15 protein-coding genes and 1 tRNA gene are annotated in these 15,998 nt (G+C 74.0%); 9 read left to right on the top strand and 7 right to left on the bottom strand.

Annotated elements, in window-relative coordinates:
* Window positions 1-3 precede the first annotated feature (3 nt).
* Entirely contained in the window at window positions 4-1,080 is a 1,077-nt protein-coding gene (locus GL259_RS33205) for an ABC transporter permease (protein ID WP_166461590.1), read from the bottom strand.
* Window positions 1,080-2,099, bottom strand: a complete 1,020-nt coding sequence (locus GL259_RS33200; protein WP_159536960.1) for a sugar ABC transporter substrate-binding protein — start codon at window positions 2,097-2,099, stop codon at window positions 1,080-1,082. The genes GL259_RS33205 and GL259_RS33200 overlap by 1 nt, the downstream gene beginning before the upstream one ends.
* A gap of 317 nt (window positions 2,100-2,416) precedes the next feature.
* Here GL259_RS33200 and iolC point away from each other — a divergent pair, with 317 nt between their 5' ends.
* The 5 genes from iolC (at window position 2,417) to GL259_RS33175 (ending at window position 8,003) form a co-directional block, all read left to right on the top strand.
* Entirely contained in the window at window positions 2,417-3,409 is a 993-nt protein-coding gene (gene iolC, locus GL259_RS33195) for a 5-dehydro-2-deoxygluconokinase (protein WP_159536959.1), read from the top strand.
* A gap of 13 nt (window positions 3,410-3,422) precedes the next feature.
* Entirely contained in the window at window positions 3,423-4,298 is an 876-nt protein-coding gene (locus tag GL259_RS33190) for a deoxyribose-phosphate aldolase (protein WP_159536958.1), read from the top strand.
* Between the two features lie 82 nt (window positions 4,299-4,380).
* On the top strand, window positions 4,381-5,274 hold the full coding sequence (gene iolB / locus GL259_RS33185; RefSeq protein ID WP_159536957.1) for a 5-deoxy-glucuronate isomerase: 894 nt from the start codon (window positions 4,381-4,383) through the stop codon (window positions 5,272-5,274).
* Complete coding sequence (gene iolD, locus GL259_RS33180; protein WP_159536956.1) at window positions 5,271-7,142, top strand: 3D-(3,5/4)-trihydroxycyclohexane-1,2-dione acylhydrolase (decyclizing); 1,872 nt, start codon at window positions 5,271-5,273, stop codon at window positions 7,140-7,142. The genes iolB and iolD overlap by 4 nt, the downstream gene beginning before the upstream one ends.
* A gap of 75 nt (window positions 7,143-7,217) precedes the next feature.
* On the top strand, window positions 7,218-8,003 hold the full coding sequence (locus GL259_RS33175; RefSeq protein WP_159536955.1) for a GntR family transcriptional regulator: 786 nt from the start codon (window positions 7,218-7,220) through the stop codon (window positions 8,001-8,003).
* Here GL259_RS33175 and GL259_RS33170 read toward each other — a convergent pair.
* Window positions 7,993-8,799: a DUF427 domain-containing protein gene (locus GL259_RS33170; protein WP_159536954.1), complete on the bottom strand. Its 807-nt coding sequence runs from the start codon at window positions 8,797-8,799 to the stop codon at window positions 7,993-7,995. The genes GL259_RS33175 and GL259_RS33170 overlap by 11 nt on opposite strands.
* A 65-nt stretch (window positions 8,800-8,864) precedes the next feature.
* Complete coding sequence (locus GL259_RS33165) at window positions 8,865-9,848, bottom strand: aldo/keto reductase (protein WP_159536953.1); 984 nt, start codon at window positions 9,846-9,848, stop codon at window positions 8,865-8,867.
* 280 nt (window positions 9,849-10,128) lie between these two features.
* On the opposite strand from GL259_RS33165, the gene GL259_RS33160 reads away from it, so the two are divergent.
* Window positions 10,129-11,160, top strand: a complete 1,032-nt coding sequence (locus GL259_RS33160) for a nitronate monooxygenase (protein WP_159536952.1) — start codon at window positions 10,129-10,131, stop codon at window positions 11,158-11,160.
* On the opposite strand, the gene GL259_RS33155 is transcribed toward GL259_RS33160, so the two are convergent.
* Window positions 11,142-11,215, bottom strand: a tRNA-Pro gene (locus GL259_RS33155). The two genes, GL259_RS33160 and GL259_RS33155, sit on opposite strands and share 19 nt — an antisense overlap.
* Before the next feature lie 98 nt (window positions 11,216-11,313).
* On the opposite strand from GL259_RS33155, the gene GL259_RS33150 reads away from it, so the two are divergent.
* Entirely contained in the window at window positions 11,314-11,850 is a 537-nt protein-coding gene (locus GL259_RS33150) for a DUF309 domain-containing protein (RefSeq protein ID WP_159536951.1), read from the top strand.
* Window positions 11,851-11,913: 63 nt separating this feature from the next.
* Window positions 11,914-12,714, top strand: coding sequence for a precorrin-6A synthase (deacetylating) (gene cobF / locus GL259_RS33145; RefSeq protein WP_159536950.1), 801 nt, complete (start codon window positions 11,914-11,916; stop codon window positions 12,712-12,714).
* Between the two features lie 58 nt (window positions 12,715-12,772).
* On the opposite strand, the gene GL259_RS33140 is transcribed toward cobF, so the two are convergent.
* Window positions 12,773-13,522, bottom strand: a complete 750-nt coding sequence (locus GL259_RS33140) for a cobalt-precorrin-6A reductase (RefSeq protein WP_159536949.1) — start codon at window positions 13,520-13,522, stop codon at window positions 12,773-12,775.
* Between the two features lie 139 nt (window positions 13,523-13,661).
* Here GL259_RS33140 and GL259_RS33135 point away from each other — a divergent pair, with 139 nt between their 5' ends.
* The gene (locus GL259_RS33135; protein WP_243762458.1) at window positions 13,662-15,164 is read left to right on the top strand and encodes a diacylglycerol kinase family protein; all 1,503 of its coding nucleotides are present in this window, start codon (window positions 13,662-13,664) and stop codon (window positions 15,162-15,164) included.
* A 42-nt stretch (window positions 15,165-15,206) separates the two neighbouring features.
* Here the strand turns inward: GL259_RS33135 and GL259_RS33130 are convergent, their stop codons facing one another.
* Window positions 15,207-15,980: a sulfite exporter TauE/SafE family protein gene (locus GL259_RS33130; protein ID WP_159536948.1), complete on the bottom strand. Its 774-nt coding sequence runs from the start codon at window positions 15,978-15,980 to the stop codon at window positions 15,207-15,209.
* Window positions 15,981-15,998: the final 18 nt, after the last annotated feature.

Here is a 15,998-nt window from a genome sequence, read left to right as displayed (position 1 = left end):
CGGTCACCTCCGGGTCGCCGTGCGCTGGACCCACAGATTGATGAGGACGGCGCCGAGCAGCATCACGCCGAGGAAGGCCTTGAACCAGTCGGGGTCCCAGCCGGCGTAGACGATGCCCTGCTGCACCATGCCGAACATGAAGGCGCCGAAGACCGGGCCGATCGCGGAGCCGTAGCCGCCGGTGAGCAGGCAGCCGCCGATGACCGCCGCCGCGATGTAGATGAGCTCCTGGCCCACGCCCTCGCCGGACTGCACGGTGTTGAAGGAGAACAGGTTGTGCATGCCGACGAACCAGGCGCCGAAGCCGACCAGCATGAACAGCGAGATCTTGGTGAAGGTGACGGGGACGCCGACCGCGCGGGCGCTCTCCTTGTTGCCGCCGACCGCGAAGATCCAGTTGCCGTACCTGGTGCGCAGCAGGACCCAGGTGGCCAGGGCGGCGAAGACGAGCCACCACACGACGGTGATCTTCACCTGGACGCCGCCGACGTCGAAGCTGGAGGCGAAGAGCGCCTTGGCCTGGCCGAAGCCGTCCATGTCACTGATGTCGTCGGTGGCGACGTTGCCGGTGACCAGCTTCGTCACCGCGAGGTTGACGCCCTGCAGGATCAGGAAGGTGCCGAGGGTGACCAGGAAGCTCGGCAGCCCCGTCCTGACCAGCATCCAGCCGTTGAACGCGCCGACGGCGAGGGACACCACGAGCGCGACGATCACACCCATCCACACGTTCAGGGTGAGCTGGTAGCTGAGCATGCTCGCGGTCAGCGCCGAGGCCACGACGGCGACGCCGGCCGAGAGGTCGAACTCGCCGCCGATCATCAGCAGGGCCACGGGCAGCGCCATGATCCCGATGGTCGAGGACTGGTACAGGATGTTCGCCATCGAGCTGCCGTCCCGCACCGGCGGGGCGGCGAACAGGAAGAACACCAGGACGGCCACGGCGCCGAGGAACACGCCGACCTCGGGCCGGGCGAGCAGGCGCAGCGCCGGCGAGCGCCGCACGGTGCGGCCGTCGGTCTGCTTCGGGCCGGGGGCCGGCGGTGTGTCCACCGCCGGCTCAGCCTGTCGGGTCATGCTCATCACCGAGTGCCCTTCGCGGCGTACTCGGAGACCGCGTCGACGTTGGACTTGTCGACGAACGCCGGGCCGGTCAGCACCGGCTGCTCACCGCCGCCGCTGTAGTTGCCGTTGTTCTCGTAGAGCCACAGGCCGTCGACGGCGAGGTAGCCCTGGAGGTAGGGCTGCTGGTCCACGGCGAACTGGATGTCGCCGGCCTCGATCGCCTTGGTCAGCTCCTTGTTGAGGTCGAAGGTGGCGACCTTCGCCTCGCTGCCCGCGTCGCCCGTCGACTGCACCGCGGTCGGCGCGAAGGGGGCGCCGAGGGTGACGACGTAGTCGATGGAGGAGTCCTGCTTCAGCTTGGCGGTGATGGTCGACTTCACCGACGGCATGTCGGTGCCGTTGACGTTGAGGATCTGGGTCCTGCCCTCGAAGGTCTTCTTCACCCCGTCGCACCGCTGGGTCAGACCGACGTTGCCCTGCTCGTGGATGACGCAGACGGCGTTCTTGGCGCCGACCTCGTTCAGCTTCTTGCCGAACGCCTCGCCCGCCACCGACTCGTCCTGGCCGAAGAACTCCAGCAGGCCGAGGTCCTTCCAGTCACTCAGACCGGAGTTGAGGCCGACGACGGGTATGCCGGCCGCCTCCGCCTTGCCGATGACGTCCTTGAGCGCGTCCGGCTTGGCGAGGGTGACCGCGATGCCGTCGACCTTCTGGTCGATCGCGTTCTGCACCAGGTTGGCCTGGGTGCCCGCGTTCGGGTCGGAGGAGTAGACGAGCTCGATGTTGTCCTTGGCCGCCGCGGCCTCGGCGCCCTTGCGGACGATGTCCCAGAAGGTGTCGCCGGGCGCCTGGTGGGTGACCAGGGCGACCTTCATGCGGGGCGTGTTCGCCTTGCCCGCGGAGGCGTCGGCTCCGCCCTCCTCGGCCTTCTTGCCGCCGGAACCGCTGGAGCAGCCGGCGAGGGTCAGGGCGGCTGCCGCCGCGACCGCGACGAACGGCGCGATTCTGCGGGAGCGGGGGTGAGAAGAGCGGTCCATCGTTCCTGCACCTCACTGTGCTACGCGGGGAAAGGGCGGGAGTCCGAGGATCCGGTTGCCCGGAGCCTCGGGAGTCCGGGGTGCGCCGTGGAACACGGCTGTCGTGCTGGGACGGGATCCAATCCCCTGTTGCGCCCGCTGTCAATACTTTGTTAAGACATCATTTCACAAGCTCGTCCGAATGTAAGTACAAACTATTGACATCGCCGCCCTCCGAGACCTACACCTGAGGGGCGGCAGGTCCCCGGGGTCCACGCCCTCACCGTGGCAGGGCGTCCCGGGAGCCGCATCCCCAGCAGCTCGAGGAGCGTCGCTCAATGGCCGACTCACCACAGTATTTCGACCTGATCACCATGGGGCGCATCGGGGTCGATCTTTACCCGCTGCAGACCGGCGTACCGCTGGCGTGGGTGGAGACGTTCGGGAAGTTCCTGGGCGGTTCCGCCGCGAACGTCGCGGTCGCCGCCGCCCGCCTGGGCCGCTCCGCGGCGGTGATCACCCGCACCGGGGACGACCCCTTCGGCGCCTATCTGCACGAGGCGCTGGGGGACTTCGGCGTCGACGACCGCTGGGTCACGCCGGTCGCGGCGTACCCCACCCCGATCACGTTCTGCGAGATCTTCCCGCCGGACGACTTCCCGCTGTACTTCTACCGCCGGCCCAAGGCCCCCGACCTGGAGATCCACCCCGACGAGCTGGACCTGTCCGCCGTCCGCGCGGCCGGCGTCTTCTGGGTCACCGGCACCGGCCTGAGCGAGGAGCCGAGCCGCACCTCCACCCTCACCGCCCTCCGGGCCCGGGACAAGGCCGGCACCACCGTCTTCGACCTCGACTGGCGCCCGGTGTTCTGGCGGGACCCGGACCAGGCCCGCCCGTACTACCGCGAGGCCCTGCGGCACGCCACGGTCGCGGTCGGCAACCTCGACGAGTGCGAGGTCGCCACCGGGGTGCGCGAGCCCGAGGCGTGCGCCGAGGCACTGCTGGCGGCGGGCGTGGAGCTGGCCGTCGTCAAGCAGGGCCCGAAGGGCGTGCTCGCCGTGCACCGCGACGGCACCCGCGCCGAGGTGGAGCCGGTGCCGGTCGAGGTGGTCAACGGCCTCGGCGCGGGCGACGCCTTCGGCGGCTCGCTCTGCCACGGTCTGCTCTCCGGCTGGGACCTGGAGCGGACCATGCGCCACGCCAACGCGGCCGGCGCCCTGGTCGCCTCGCGCCTCGCCTGCTCGTCCGCCATGCCGACCGAGCCGGAGGTCGCGGACCTCCTCGCGCGGGCCGCGTCGCCGGGCGACGCGAGCCGGCCGAGCCAGTCCTGAACGGAGCCCTTCCTTGAACCTCAGCATCCCCGACCTCACCGCGGTCCGAGCCCGCCGTCCCGAGGCCGTCGCCGAGGCGGCCGCCCGCCGGGCGCGCCGCCCGCTGATCGGCGACAGCGGCCGGCTGATGATCGTGGCCGCCGACCACCCGGCCCGGGGTGCGCTCGGCATCGGCGACCGGCGGCTGGCCATGGCCAACCGCGCCGACCTGCTGGAACGTCTCTGCATCGCGCTGTCCCGGCCCGGCGTCGACGGAGTACTGGCCACCGCCGACGTCCTGGAGGACCTGCTGCTGCTCGGGGCGCTGGAGAACAAGGTCGTCATGGGCTCGATGAACCGCGGCGGCCTGGCCGGCGCGGCCTTCGAGATGGACGACCGCTTCACCGGCCACCGCCCCGAGGACATCGAACGCCTGGGCTTCGACGCCGGCAAGCTCCTCGTGCGCATCGACTACGACGACCCGGGCTCCCTGACCACCCTGGAGTCCACCGCCCGCGCCGTCGACGCCATGGCCGCGCGCCGGCTGCCGGTGTTCGTGGAGCCGTTCATCTCCCGCCGGATCGACGGCCGGGTCCGCAACGACCTGTCCGCCGAGGCCGTCACCCGCTCCATCGCCATCGCGTCCGGCCTGGGCGGCACCTCCGCCTACACCTGGCTGAAGCTCCCGGTCACCGACGACGCCGACGACATGGCGGAGGTGCTGCAGGCCTCCACGCTGCCCGTCGTGCTGCTCGGCGGCGAGGTCGGCGACCAGGAGGCGGCCTACGCGCGGTGGGGCAAGGCGCTGCGACTGCCCTCCGTGCAGGGCATGGTCGTCGGCCGGTCGCTGCTCTACCCGGCCGAGGGCACGGTGGAGACGGCGGTGGACACGGCCGTCGGCCTGCTGTGAGACACCGGTCCCGGGACGTCGTCCCGGGACGCCCGTTGCGACACGCTGTTCCGAGACGCCCGCTCCGAGACGGAGGCATGGCATGACGCACCACCTTCCCGCCGGCAAGGCCCTCGCCGGCCCCTACCTCGTCGACGTGACCCCGGAAACGGCCGGATGGGGGTACTCCGCCCTGCGCGTGCTGGAGCTGCCGCCGGGCGGCACGCACACCTTCGACACCGGTGACAGCGAGTGGATCGTGCTCCCGCTGAGCGGCGGCTGCACGGTCGCCGCCGTGGACGACTTCGGCCACGACACCTTCGAACTCACCGGCCGCACCGGGGTGTTCGACGGCGTCAGCGACTTCGCCTACGTCCCGCGCGACGCCCGTGCCACGGTGACCTCGGCCGGCGGCGGGCGGTTCGCGCTCACCGGGGCCCGCTGCACCCGCCGGCTGCCCGCCCGCTACGGACCGGCCGCCGACGTCCCGGTGGAGCTGCGCGGCACCGGCAGCTGCTCCCGCCAGGTCAACAACTTCGGTGCGGCGGGGGTCTTCGAGTGCGACAAGCTGATCGCGGTCGAGGTCGTCACCCCGGGCGGCAACTGGTCGTCCTTCCCGCCGCACAAGCACGACGAGCACCGGCCGGGCGAGGAGTCCGTGCTGGAGGAGATCTACTACTTCGAGTTCGCCGGCCACGACGGCACCCCCGGCCTCGGCTACCAACGGGTCTCCCCCTCCGGTCCGGGCCGCGACACGGACGTGCTGGCCGAGGTGCGCGACGGCGACGTCGTCCTCATCCCGGACGGCTGGCACGGGCCCTCCATGGCCGTGCCGGGCCACCACATGTACTACCTCAACGTCATGGCGGGCCCCGGGGCCGAGCGCGCCTGGCTGATCTGCGACCACCCCGACCACGCCTGGATCCGCGGCACCTGGCCGGACCAGCCGGTCGACCCCCGACTCCCCCTCTACACCGCCCCCGAGAGGTCCGCATGAGCGCCACCACCCGCCGACTGACGACCGCCCAGGCGCTGGTGCGGTTCCTGTCCGCCCAGTACACCGAACGCGACGGCGTACGGCGCCGGCTGATCGCGGGCACCTGGGGCATCTTCGGCCACGGCAACGTGGCGGGCGTCGGGCAGGCGCTCGTCGAGTACGCCGACGTCATGCCGTACCACCAGGGCCGCAACGAGCAGTCGATGGTGCACGCCGCCGTCGGCCACGCCCGCCAGCTCAACCGCCTCTCGGCGCAGGCGGTCACCACCTCCATCGGCCCCGGCGCGACCAACCTGGTCACCGGCGCCGCCCTCGCCACGATCAACCGGCTGCCGGTGCTGCTGCTGCCCGGCGACTACTTCGCCTCGCGCGCCGCCGACCCGCTGCTCCAGCAGCTGGAGCACCCGGTCGCGGCCGACGTGTCGGTCAACGACACGCTCCGCCCGGTGTCGCGGTACTTCGACCGCGTCACCCGCCCGGAGGCGCTGATCCCCTCCGCGCTGAACGCGATGCGGGTGCTCGCCGACCCGGCCGAGACCGGCGCCGTCACCCTCGCGCTGCCGCAGGACGTGCAGGCGGAGGCGTACGACTGGCCGGAGGAGTTCTTCGCCGAACGCGTCTGGTACGTGCGCCGCCCCGCCCCGGACCCGGTGGAGCTGGCGGCGGCCGCGCAGGCCGTGCGGGCCGCGCGGCGCCCGCTGATCGTCGCGGGCGGCGGCGTCCACCACGGCGAGGCCGAGGAGGCCCTGAGGGCGTTCGTGGACGCCACCGGCATCCCGGTCGCCTCCACCCAGGCCGGCAAGGGCTCCCTGCGCCACGACCACCCGGCCGACCTCGGCGGCATCGGCCACACCGGCACGGCGGTGAGCGACGCGCTCGCCCGCACCGCCGACCTGGTGATCGGCGTCGGCACCCGCTACACCGACTTCACCACCGCCTCCGGCACCCTCTTCCAGAACCCGGACGTCCGCTTCGTCAACCTCAACATCACCGGCTTCGACGCGCACAAGCTGGCGGCGCGCACCCTGGTGTGCGACGCGCGCACGGGGCTCGAGAAGCTGGCCGAGGCGCTGGCCGGCCACCGCGTGGAGCCGTCGTACGAGGCGGAGTACCGCGCCGGCAAGGAGCGCTGGGAGCAGGTCGTCGAGACCGCCTACCGGGCCGGGGACGACGCGGCCGTGCCGACCCAGACCCAGGTCCTCGGCGCGCTCGACGCGGTCGTGGGCGACGAGGACGTGGTGATCAACGCGGCCGGCTCGCTCCCCGGCGACCTGCACAAGCTGTGGCGCGCGCGCAGCCCGCGCCAGTACCACCTGGAGTACGGCTACTCCTGCATGGGGTACGAGATCCCGGCCGCCCTGGGGGTCCAGCAGGCGGCACCCGGCACTCCGGTGTGGGCCCTCGTCGGCGACGGCACCTACCTGATGATGCCGACGGAGCTCGTCACGGCGGTGCAGGAGCGCCTGCCCGTCAAGGTGGTGCTGATCCAGAACCACGGCTACGCCTCCATCGGCGGCCTCTCCGAGGAGACCGGCGGCGAACGCTTCGGCACCGCCTACCGCCACCGGGCCGACGACGGCACCTTCACCGGTGCCCCGCTGCCCGTCGACCTGGCCGCCAACGCGGCCAGCCTCGGCATGGACGTGCTGCGCGCCAAGACCGTGCGGGAACTGCGCGACGCGCTCGCGAAGGCCCGGGCCTCCGACCGTCCGACGTGCGTCCACGTCGAGACCGACCCGACCCCCACCGCTCCCCCGGCCGAGGCCTGGTGGGACGTGCCGGTGGCCGAGGTGGCGTCCCGCGAGGCCGCCGTGGCGGCCCGGGAACGGTACGAATCCCGGGTCGCCGGACGCCGTCGCCACCTGTAGGCACCTCCTCCCGCGGAAGGCCCCGCGCCCCCGCGGCTCCCGCCCCGCCCGCCCCCACGTCAGGGAGGTACGTCCATGGCGAAGACCGGTGGCCCCGCACGCGCCGTGACCGGACCCGCGCACCGTTCACTGGACCTCGCCCTGGACCGGGGCAGTCCGGTACCGCTGTACCACCAGCTCGCCCAGCAGCTGGAGGCGGCGATCGAGCAGGGCGTCCTCGCCCCGGGCGACCTCCTGGGCAACGAGGTCGACCTCTCCGTGCGCCTCGGTCTGTCCCGCCCCACGGTCCGCCAGGCCATCCGGTCCCTCGTCGACAAGGGGCTCCTGGTCCGGCGGCGCGGGGTGGGCACCCAGGTGGTGCACAGCCAGGTCAGGCGCCCCCTGGAACTGAGCAGCCTCTACGACGACCTGGAGGCGGCCGGCCAGGGACCGAGCACCCAGGTGATCCGCAACGAGACCGTCCCGGCCTCCGCCGACGTGGCGGCCGCCCTGGGCCTGGCCGAGGGCGGCGAGGTGATCGTCCTGGAACGCCTGCGCCGCACCCACGGCCAGCCGGTGGCCCTGCTGCGCAACCACCTCCCGCCGGGCCTGCTGGACCTGGACGGCGCCCGGCTGGAGTCGACCGGCCTGTACCGCATGCTGCGTTCGGCGGGCGTCACCCTGCACAGCGCGCGCCAGACGGTCGGCGCCCGCTCGGCCACCGCGCAGGAGGCCGCCCGCCTGGACGAGGAGGAGGGCGCGGCCCTCCTCACCATGCGGCGCACGGCCTACGACGACACGGGCCGCCCGGTGGAGTACGGCGCCCACCTCTACCGGGCCTCACGGTACGCGTTCGACTTCCGGTTGCTGGTCAGACCCTGAGGCCCGCGCTGAAGGGCGTGACCGGGCGCTGGAGCAGCTCACCGTCCACGGTGATGTCGACCACCTCGTTGAAGAAGGCCGGCCGCCCCTTGATCGCGGCCACGGCGGGCAGGGGGTCGGGATAGCTCCACACGAGGTTCGGCGGTACGGCGGCCCCGCCGCGCCAGGACCAGTACTGGCCGGCCGTGCCCTTGTACGGGCACCGGGTGCTGTGGTCCGTGGCCTCGAAGAGGTCCAGGCGGACGTCCCGGCGCGGAATGTAGTAGCGGGTCGGCAGGGAGGTCTCGAAGAGCAGGACCGGGTCCCGGGTCTCGGCGACGACCGTGCCGTCGATCTCGACCCGGACGTGGCGGCTGCTCGGCAGCGCGTCGACCCGTTTGTGCGGATCGCGGGGGTGGACGAAGATCTCCTCCTCTTCCTCGTACCAGTGGTCGAGTCCGGTGCCGGTGCGCGGGAACCACGCGAAGGCGACGTGGCCGGCCAGGTCGTCCGCGGGGAACGTCCAGGCCGCGTTCGGGCGCGTTTCGCCGTCGGCCTCCAGGTCGTAGAAGACCGTCGGCCCCGTGTGCCCGCCCCGGGGCGGGTTCTGTGCGGGGTGCAGGAGGTCCGTGCGCACGTCCGCGCGGGGGAAGGCGTACTGCGGGACGGGCAGGTGCGGCTCCCAGACGAGGACCGGGTGCCGGCTGTCGACGACGGTGACGTCGCCCCTGCGGCCGCGCACCCAGCGCTCGCTGGGCTCCCACAGGAGGCCTTCGGGGGTGGTCCGCATGAGGGGGACGGCGGGATGGCTGGTCATGGGAGGCGCTCCCTTCCGGATGTCCGGCTGCCCCTCCCACGGTCGCACCGGCGGACGCGGATGTCTCAGTGCGCCCCGTCCAGCCGGGCCCGCTGCTCCGCCGTCAGCTCCAGGTCCACCGCCGCCAGGTTCTCCTCCAGCTGGGCCACCGAGGACGCCCCGACCAGCGGGACGATCGGCAGCTCGTGGCCGAGCTGCCAGGCCAGCACCACCTGGCCGGCCGTCGCCCCGGTCTCCCGGGCGACCTCGTGCAGCACCGCGAGCCGGGCCGGGGTGCCCGGGTGGTCGTAGTCGTGGGGCAGCCGGTCGGGGCGGGCGTACGCGCCCTTGAGCAGCGGCGAGTAGGCGACCAGGGTCAGCCCGGGCTCGGCCCGCAGGTAGGAGGCCGTTTCCGCGCCGGCGTGACCGAGGCTGCCGTCGGGGAAGAGGCCCTCCGGCACGTCGGTGCGGGGACGCAGGTAGCTGTGCTGGTACTGGAGCACCTCGTAGCCGGGCAGCCCGGCCGCCGCCGCGAGGGCGCGGGCCCGCTCCACCCGCCACACGGCCTGGTTGCTCACGCCGAGCAGCCCCACGGTCCCCTCGGCGACCAGGGCCGCGAAGCCCTCGACCGTCTCGCGCTGGGGGACGGTGTGGTCGTCGATGTGCGCGTACAGCAGGTGCAGCCGTTCCATGCCGAGCAGTTCGCGGCTGCGGTCCGCCGCTTCCCGGATCACCTCGGCCGACAGGCCCTCCGGGTTGTCGACGTAGCTCGTGCCGGGCGCGAGGGGACGGGCGCCGAGCTTGGTGGCGACGGTGATCTCGTCGCCGACGCCGCGGCTGCGCCGCCAGCGGCCGAGCAGTTCCTCGCTCTGCCCGCCCTGGCCGCCGTCGATCCAGAAGGCGTAGTTGTCGGACGTGTCGACGAAGTTCCCGCCGGCCTCGACGTAGCGGTCGAGGATGGCGAAGGAGGTCTTCTCGTCGGTCACCGACCCGAAGAGCATCGCGCCGAGCGCGAGCACGCTCACCTCGCGGCGGGTCCGCGGATCGGTGCCGATGGTGCGGTACTTCATGACGGTTCCCTCCCGTTCGCACCCCGTTGTCGGGGATCGGAGCGAGAGTCTTCCTCTTGAAGTGCTCTTCAGGTCAAGCGCGCCGGAAGGGAATCGGGGATCGCCCGCCGGCGCGCGGACGGACCGGGCCCCCGGCTGACCGATCGCCCCCGAACCGACGCCCGGCGGCCCACGGGCTGGACGGGCGCGGCGCGCCGGCCCGCCGTGCGCCGGCGCGGCCGCCGGAGGATGATGGCCGGCATGCGGCCCCGCCCGACCGCGGTGCCGGAAGGAGGCGGCCATGCTCCGCACGCCGCTCTGCGACGTCCTCGGTATCGACGTGCCCGTCATCGGCGCGCCGTACGGACCGTACGAACAGGTCGCCCTCGCCGCGGCCGTGTGCGGAGCCGGAGCCCTCGGCAGCCTGGGGACGGCGGTGCGCCCGGTCGCCGACCTGCGGCGCCAGTGGGCCCGGATGCGGGAGCTGACCGACCGGCCCTTCGCCGTCAACCACACCCTCCGCCCCCTGGACGAGGAGGCGTTCCGGGCGACGCTGGACGAGCGTCCGGCCGCGATCTCCTTCCACCTCGGGGTGCCCGGCGACCTGATCGGACGCGCCCACGACGCGGGCATCCTGTGGATCCAGCAGGTCATGGACGTCCGGCAGGCCGAGCAGGCCGTGCGCGCGGGCGCGGACGTCGTCGTCGCCCAGGGCGGCGAGGCCGGGGGCCAGGGCGGCGAGGTGGCCACCATGGTGCTGGTTCCGCAGGTCGTGGACGTCGCGGGGACGATCCCCGTGGTCGCCGCGGGCGGCGTCGCGGACGGACGGGGGCTGGCGGCGGCGCTGGCCCTGGGCGCCCAGGGCGTGGTCCTCGGCACGCGCCTGCTCGCGTCGGTGGAGATGGACATCGCCGAGGAGTGGAAGGCCCGGATCGTCGCCGCCGAGGCACGCGACACGATCAAGTCGGCCCACAGCGACAGGTTCATGCCGCCGTTCTCCCGGCCCGGCGCCTACGGCTCCCCCAGGTCGCTGCGCACGCCCTTCCTCGAGGAGGTGGAGGCGCACCCCGAGCGGGTACGGCCGGCCGAGGCCGGCCCCCGCGTCGTGGAGGCCGTGCTCACCGGGCGCGGGCACGAGTTCCTGCCGCTCACCGGCCAGTCCGCGGCACTCGTCCACGACGTCCTCCCGGCGGCCGAGATCGTGCGCCGGATCACCGACGACGCGGAGACGATCCTGCGCCGGACCGCCGACGCGTGTCGCGCGGACGAAACCAGCGGACCCGCCGTTTCCGGCGGATCCGCTGGTGAGAACCGTCGGGACGACAGGATTTGAACCTGCGACCCCTTGACCCCCAGTCAAGTGCGCTACCAAGCTGCGCCACGTCCCGGTGCGCTCCCCCGCGGTGACCCGCGTGATCGCGCGAACAGCACTTTACCCCACACCGCGCCCACGCCGAAGCGGGGCCGGGCGCGGGACAATCGGCGTATGGACAGCACGGACAGGACATCCCCGGACCGGACGGCCGTCGCGCGGGACCGTGACGGCGAGGGGCGGGCGCGCAACGCCCGGCCGCGGGACGGGCTGGGGCGGCCCCTGCCGTACGGCGCGCAGGGGGTGCCCCGGCAGCCCGAGGGGGTCGTCCGGCGGCCGGAGGAGAGCGTCGCCGAGGCGCAGCGGCTGCTGGACGAGGGCAAGCCGTTCCACGCGCACGAGGTGTTCGAGGACGCCTGGAAGTCGGGGCCCCGGGAGGAGCGCGAGCTGTGGCGGGGCCTGGCCCAGCTCGCCGTGGGGCTCACCCACGCCGCGCGCGGGAACGTCACGGGCGGGGCGCGGCTGCTGCGGCGCGGGGCCGGCGCGGTCCAGGGATGGGCGGCGGGAGGCGGGGGCGAACGGCGTCCGCACGGGATCGATCTCGCCGGTGTCGTCGCCTGGGCCCGGGAGCTGGCCGCGGAGGTCGAGCGGGGCGGCGGCGCGCCCGTGGACCCGGCGGCGCGGGCGCCCCGGCTGCGGAAGCCGGCGTAGGGGACGGGCCCCCGGCCGGGGTGCGGTGAGAGGGGTGCCGGTGCCGTGCGGCAGACTCGGGGCGTGCGAAAGATTCATGTCATCGGTATCGGCGCGGGCGACCCCGACCAGCTGACCCTTCAGGCGGTCAAGGCGCTGCGGGACACGGACGTGTTCTTCCTCCTCGACAAGGGCGAGGTGAAGGCGGACCTCACCCGGCTGCGCCGGGACATGCTCGACGCGCACGTGCCGGAGGGGACGTACCGGGTCGTCGAGGCACGCGACCCGGAGCGGGACCGCTCGGCCGGCGGTGCGGCCTACTCCCCCGCCGTCGGGGACTGGCGCAGCGCCCGCGCGGACATCTACGAGCGGCTGATCGCCGGGGAGCTCGGCGAGGACGAGACCGGCGCGTTCCTGGTGTGGGGGGACCCGTCGCTGTACGACAGCACCCTCGCGATCCTCGAGGAGGTGCTGGAGCGGGGCGCCGTCGCCTTCGCGTACGACGTCGTGCCGGGGATCAGCAGCGTCTCGGCGCTGGTCGCACGGCACCGGACGGGACTCAACCGCGTCGCCCGCCCGGTCCAGATCACCACGGGCCGGCGGCTCGCCGAGGGCTTCCCCGAGGGCGTGGACGACGTGGTGGTGATGCTGGACGCCCACCAGACCTTCCGGCAGTACGCCGACGGGAACGGTGCGGACGGCGAGGACGGCGAGGACATCGACATCTACTGGGGTGCCTACATCGGCACCCCGGACGAGATCCTCGTCTCCGGCCCCCTCGCCGAGGCCGCGCCCCGAATCGAACGGCTCCGTGCGGAGGCCCGCGAGCGCAAGGGCTGGATCATGGACACGTATCTGCTGCGGCGCAGGGCGTCCGAGCGGTAGGCGGTGCGCGGGCCGGACGTGCGCGAGGCCGTCCCGCCCGTCGCCGCGGGTCCGCCGGTCACGGCCGGCCGAGGGCGTCCAGCCAGTGCAGGGCCTCCGGGACGCCGGGAACCGCGATCACCCCGTCCGGGAGGGGCGGGCGCCGCACGACCACGACCGGCAGCCCGAGGTCGCGGGCCGCGGTGAGTTTCGCGGACGTCGCCGTTCCGCCGCTGTCCTTCGTCACCAGCACGTCGATGCGGTGCTCGCGCAGGAGCGCCGTCTCGCCGGCCACGGTGAAGGGGCCCCGGGCCAGCAGGACGCGCGCGTGCGGCGGCACGGGCGGCTCGGGCGGCTCCACCGACCGGACGAGGAAGCGCAGGTGCGTCAGGTGGGCGAAGGCCGCGAGGCCCAGGCGGCCGGTGGTGAGGAAGACCCGGTGTCCGAGCCGGGGCAGCAGGTCGGCCGCCGCGGCCTGCGAGGGGACCGGATGCCAGTCGTCGCGCGGGCCCGGGCGCCAGCCCGGCCGGCGCAGGACCGCCAGGGGCAGCCCGGTCGCGGCCGCGGCCCGTGCCGCGTTCTCCGTGATGGTCCGCGCGAAGGGGTGCGTCGCGTCGACCACGGCGTCCACGCGCTGCTCGCGCAGCCAGCGGGCCAGCCCCTCCGCGCCGCCGAAACCGCCGACGCGCACCTCGCCCGCGACGGCTCCCGGCCGTGCCACGCGTCCGGCGAGCGAGGTGGTCACCCGGATGCCGGGACGGGCGGTCAGCCCGGTGGCCAGTGCGCGTGCCTCGGTGGTGCCGCCGAGGACCAGGATGTGCGGGGACATGGCGCCGAGGGTACGAGGCCCGGACGCCCTCCCCGGCACCGGCCCGTCCGCCTGTCCGTCCGCCGGTGACCGGCGCCCGGAATCCGGCCGCACACCCGTGCGCACACGTCCTACGATGACGCCGGCGACTGGAGGAATCATGGCCGTGGACTTGAGCAGGCGGGGCTACCGCGCCCAGCGGTGGGCGGCGCGGGGGGCGCTGGCCGCCGCCGCGCTCGCGGTGGTGGCTCCCCTCCTCTACGGCGGGCTGCGCGGTCTGCTGCTGCTGGTCTGCGGGATCGCCGGGCTGGGGCTCAGCGCGGCCGCCGTGTGGTGGACGCTGACCCTGCGGGGTCCGCTGCGGTGGGGCGCCGCGCTGGTCGCCGTGTGCGTGCCCGCCGCCGTGCTCGGCCTGTTCGCCGCGACCCTGTTCTGGGCGTTGCCGGTGTCGCTGGCCCTGTGGGTCCTGGCGGTGTGGTGCGGCCGGTTCGCGCTGCGGGGCACGGGCAGCGAGCGGGCCCGGGTGCGGGAGCGGCGGCTGCCGCCGCCCCGGCGGCCGGTGCTGATCATGAATCCCCGGTCGGGCGGCGGCAAGGTGGGCCGGTTCCGGCTGCGGGAGAAGGCGGAACGCCTGGGGGCACGGGTCGTGCTGCTCGACCCGGACGAGCGGCACGACGTCACCGAGCTGGCCCGGGCCGCCGTCGCGGACGGCGCGGACCTGCTGGGCGCCGCGGGCGGCGACGGCACACAGGCGCTGGTCGCGGCCGTGGCCGCCGAGCACGACATCCCGTTCCTGGTCATCAGTGCCGGGACGCGCAACCACTTCGCCCTGGACCTCGGCCTCGACCGCGGCGACCCGGCCGCCTGCCTCGACGCGCTGACGGACGGCGTCGAGCTCCGCGTCGACCTCGGGTTCGCGGGTGAGCAGCCGTTCGTGAACAACGCCTCCTTCGGCGCGTACGCGGCGATCGTGCAGAGCCCCGCCTACCGCGACGACAAGCTCGGCACCAGCCTGGAGATGCTGCCCGATCTGCTCACCGGTCAGCAGGGGCCCCGGCTGGTCGCCCGCGTGGGGGACACGACGCTCACCGCTCCGCAGGCCGTGCTGGTCAGCAACAACCCGTACCACACCGGTGATCCCTTCGGCCTGGGCCGGCGCGAACGGCTCGACTCCGCCGTGCTCGGTGTCCTCGGCGTCCGGCTGGAGGGCGCCGTCGACGCCGCCGCGCTGCTGCTGAACCCCGATCCGAGCGGACTCACCCTGCTGACCGCCCGCGAGGTCGTCATCGAGGCGGACCGCGCGCAGATCGAGGCCGGGGTCGACGGGGAGGCCATGGTGCTGCCGGCGCCCGTGCACTGCCGGATCGCACCGGGCGTGCTCCGCGTGCGCGTCCCGCGCAGGCGGCCCGGCGTCAGGAGGCCTCCGCAGCGACTGGACTGGCGGCGGCTGCGCAAGCTGGCGGCGACCGTCGGCCGCACGGCCGCGCCCGGCCGGCTGCGCCACCCGGACGGCTCACCGGCGAACCCGTACGGACCAGTCGCCCCTCACGGACCGGCCGGCCCTCACGGACCGCACCGGTCGGACGGACCGGACGGGGCCGACGGACCGGCCGGACCGTCGATCGCGCCGCCCGCGCCGGCTACCCCGGCCCCGCCCTCCTGACCGGCCTCCCGGCCACCTCCCCGCCCCCGCCGGCCGCGCGGCTCAGCGCACCAGCAGTTGCAGGCCGCCCACCACCGTCGCCGCGATGACCAGGTGCTCGAAGAGCCGCTGGTTGATCCGGTCCACGGCCCACTTGCCGAGGAGCGCCCCCGGCACCACGAACAGCACGAGGGCCGCGTCGAGCAGCAGCGACTCGGCGTCGATCAGGCCCAGGCCGACGCTGAACGGCAGCTTGGACGTGTTGACGATCAGGAAGAAGAAGGCCGAGGTCCCCAGGAAGCCCATCTTCCGGAAGCCCGCGGAGAGCAGGTACATCGACATCACCGGCCCGCCGGCGTTGGCGACCATGGTGGTGAAGCCGCCGAGGACGCCGTACGCGCGGGCCTTGGCGCGGCCCGCACGGGTGGCGACCGCGTCCGGTTCCTCCTCCGCCCCGGCCTTCCGCCGCCGCCACACCGTCACCGCGGCCATCAGCAGCAGGATCGCGCCGATCGACGTCCGCACGATCCCGTCGTCCGCCCACATCAGGAACACGGTGCCGACGACGACGCCCGCCGCGACCGCCGGGAACAGCCGCCACAGCGTCGGCCAGTGGGCGTGCCGGCGGTAGGTGAGGACGGCGAGGACGTCACCGGCGATCAGGATCGGCAGCAGGACGCCGGTGGAGGCGCGGGCGGGCAGCACCGCGGCGAAGACGGCGAGGCTGACCGTGTTGGCCCCGCTGACGGCGGTCTTGGAGAAGCCGACGAGCAGGGCCGCGAAGGCGAGCGCGGCGAATTGCCAGCCGTTGAGGTCCCAGAGGGTCATGGTGTTCATGCGGGGACCGATGCTATG

The organism is Streptomyces sp. Tu 3180 (assembly GCF_009852415.1).
Lineage (GTDB): Bacteria > Actinomycetota > Actinomycetes > Streptomycetales > Streptomycetaceae > Streptomyces.
The sequence above is the reverse complement of the archived record's forward strand: the minus strand, read 5'-3'. Positions and strand labels throughout refer to the sequence as shown.

Coding starts and splice junctions, on each gene's coding strand:
- GL259_RS33205 (WP_166461590.1), bottom strand. CDS start 1,080: ATGAGCATGACCCGACAGGCTGAGCCGGCGGTGGACACACCGCCGGCC.
- GL259_RS33200 (WP_159536960.1), bottom strand. CDS start 2,099: ATGGACCGCTCTTCTCACCCCCGCTCCCGCAGAATCGCGCCGTTCGTC.
- iolC (WP_159536959.1), top strand. CDS start 2,417: ATGGCCGACTCACCACAGTATTTCGACCTGATCACCATGGGGCGCATC.
- iolB (WP_159536957.1), top strand. CDS start 4,381: ATGACGCACCACCTTCCCGCCGGCAAGGCCCTCGCCGGCCCCTACCTC.
- iolD (WP_159536956.1), top strand. CDS start 5,271: ATGAGCGCCACCACCCGCCGACTGACGACCGCCCAGGCGCTGGTGCGG.
- GL259_RS33175 (WP_159536955.1), top strand. CDS start 7,218: ATGGCGAAGACCGGTGGCCCCGCACGCGCCGTGACCGGACCCGCGCAC.
- GL259_RS33170 (WP_159536954.1), bottom strand. CDS start 8,799: ATGACCAGCCATCCCGCCGTCCCCCTCATGCGGACCACCCCCGAAGGC.
- GL259_RS33165 (WP_159536953.1), bottom strand. CDS start 9,848: ATGAAGTACCGCACCATCGGCACCGATCCGCGGACCCGCCGCGAGGTG.
- GL259_RS33160 (WP_159536952.1), top strand. CDS start 10,129: ATGCTCCGCACGCCGCTCTGCGACGTCCTCGGTATCGACGTGCCCGTC.
- GL259_RS33150 (WP_159536951.1), top strand. CDS start 11,314: ATGGACAGCACGGACAGGACATCCCCGGACCGGACGGCCGTCGCGCGG.
- GL259_RS33140 (WP_159536949.1), bottom strand. CDS start 13,522: ATGTCCCCGCACATCCTGGTCCTCGGCGGCACCACCGAGGCACGCGCA.
- GL259_RS33135 (WP_243762458.1), top strand. CDS start 13,662: ATGGCCGTGGACTTGAGCAGGCGGGGCTACCGCGCCCAGCGGTGGGCG.
- GL259_RS33130 (WP_159536948.1), bottom strand. CDS start 15,980: ATGAACACCATGACCCTCTGGGACCTCAACGGCTGGCAATTCGCCGCG.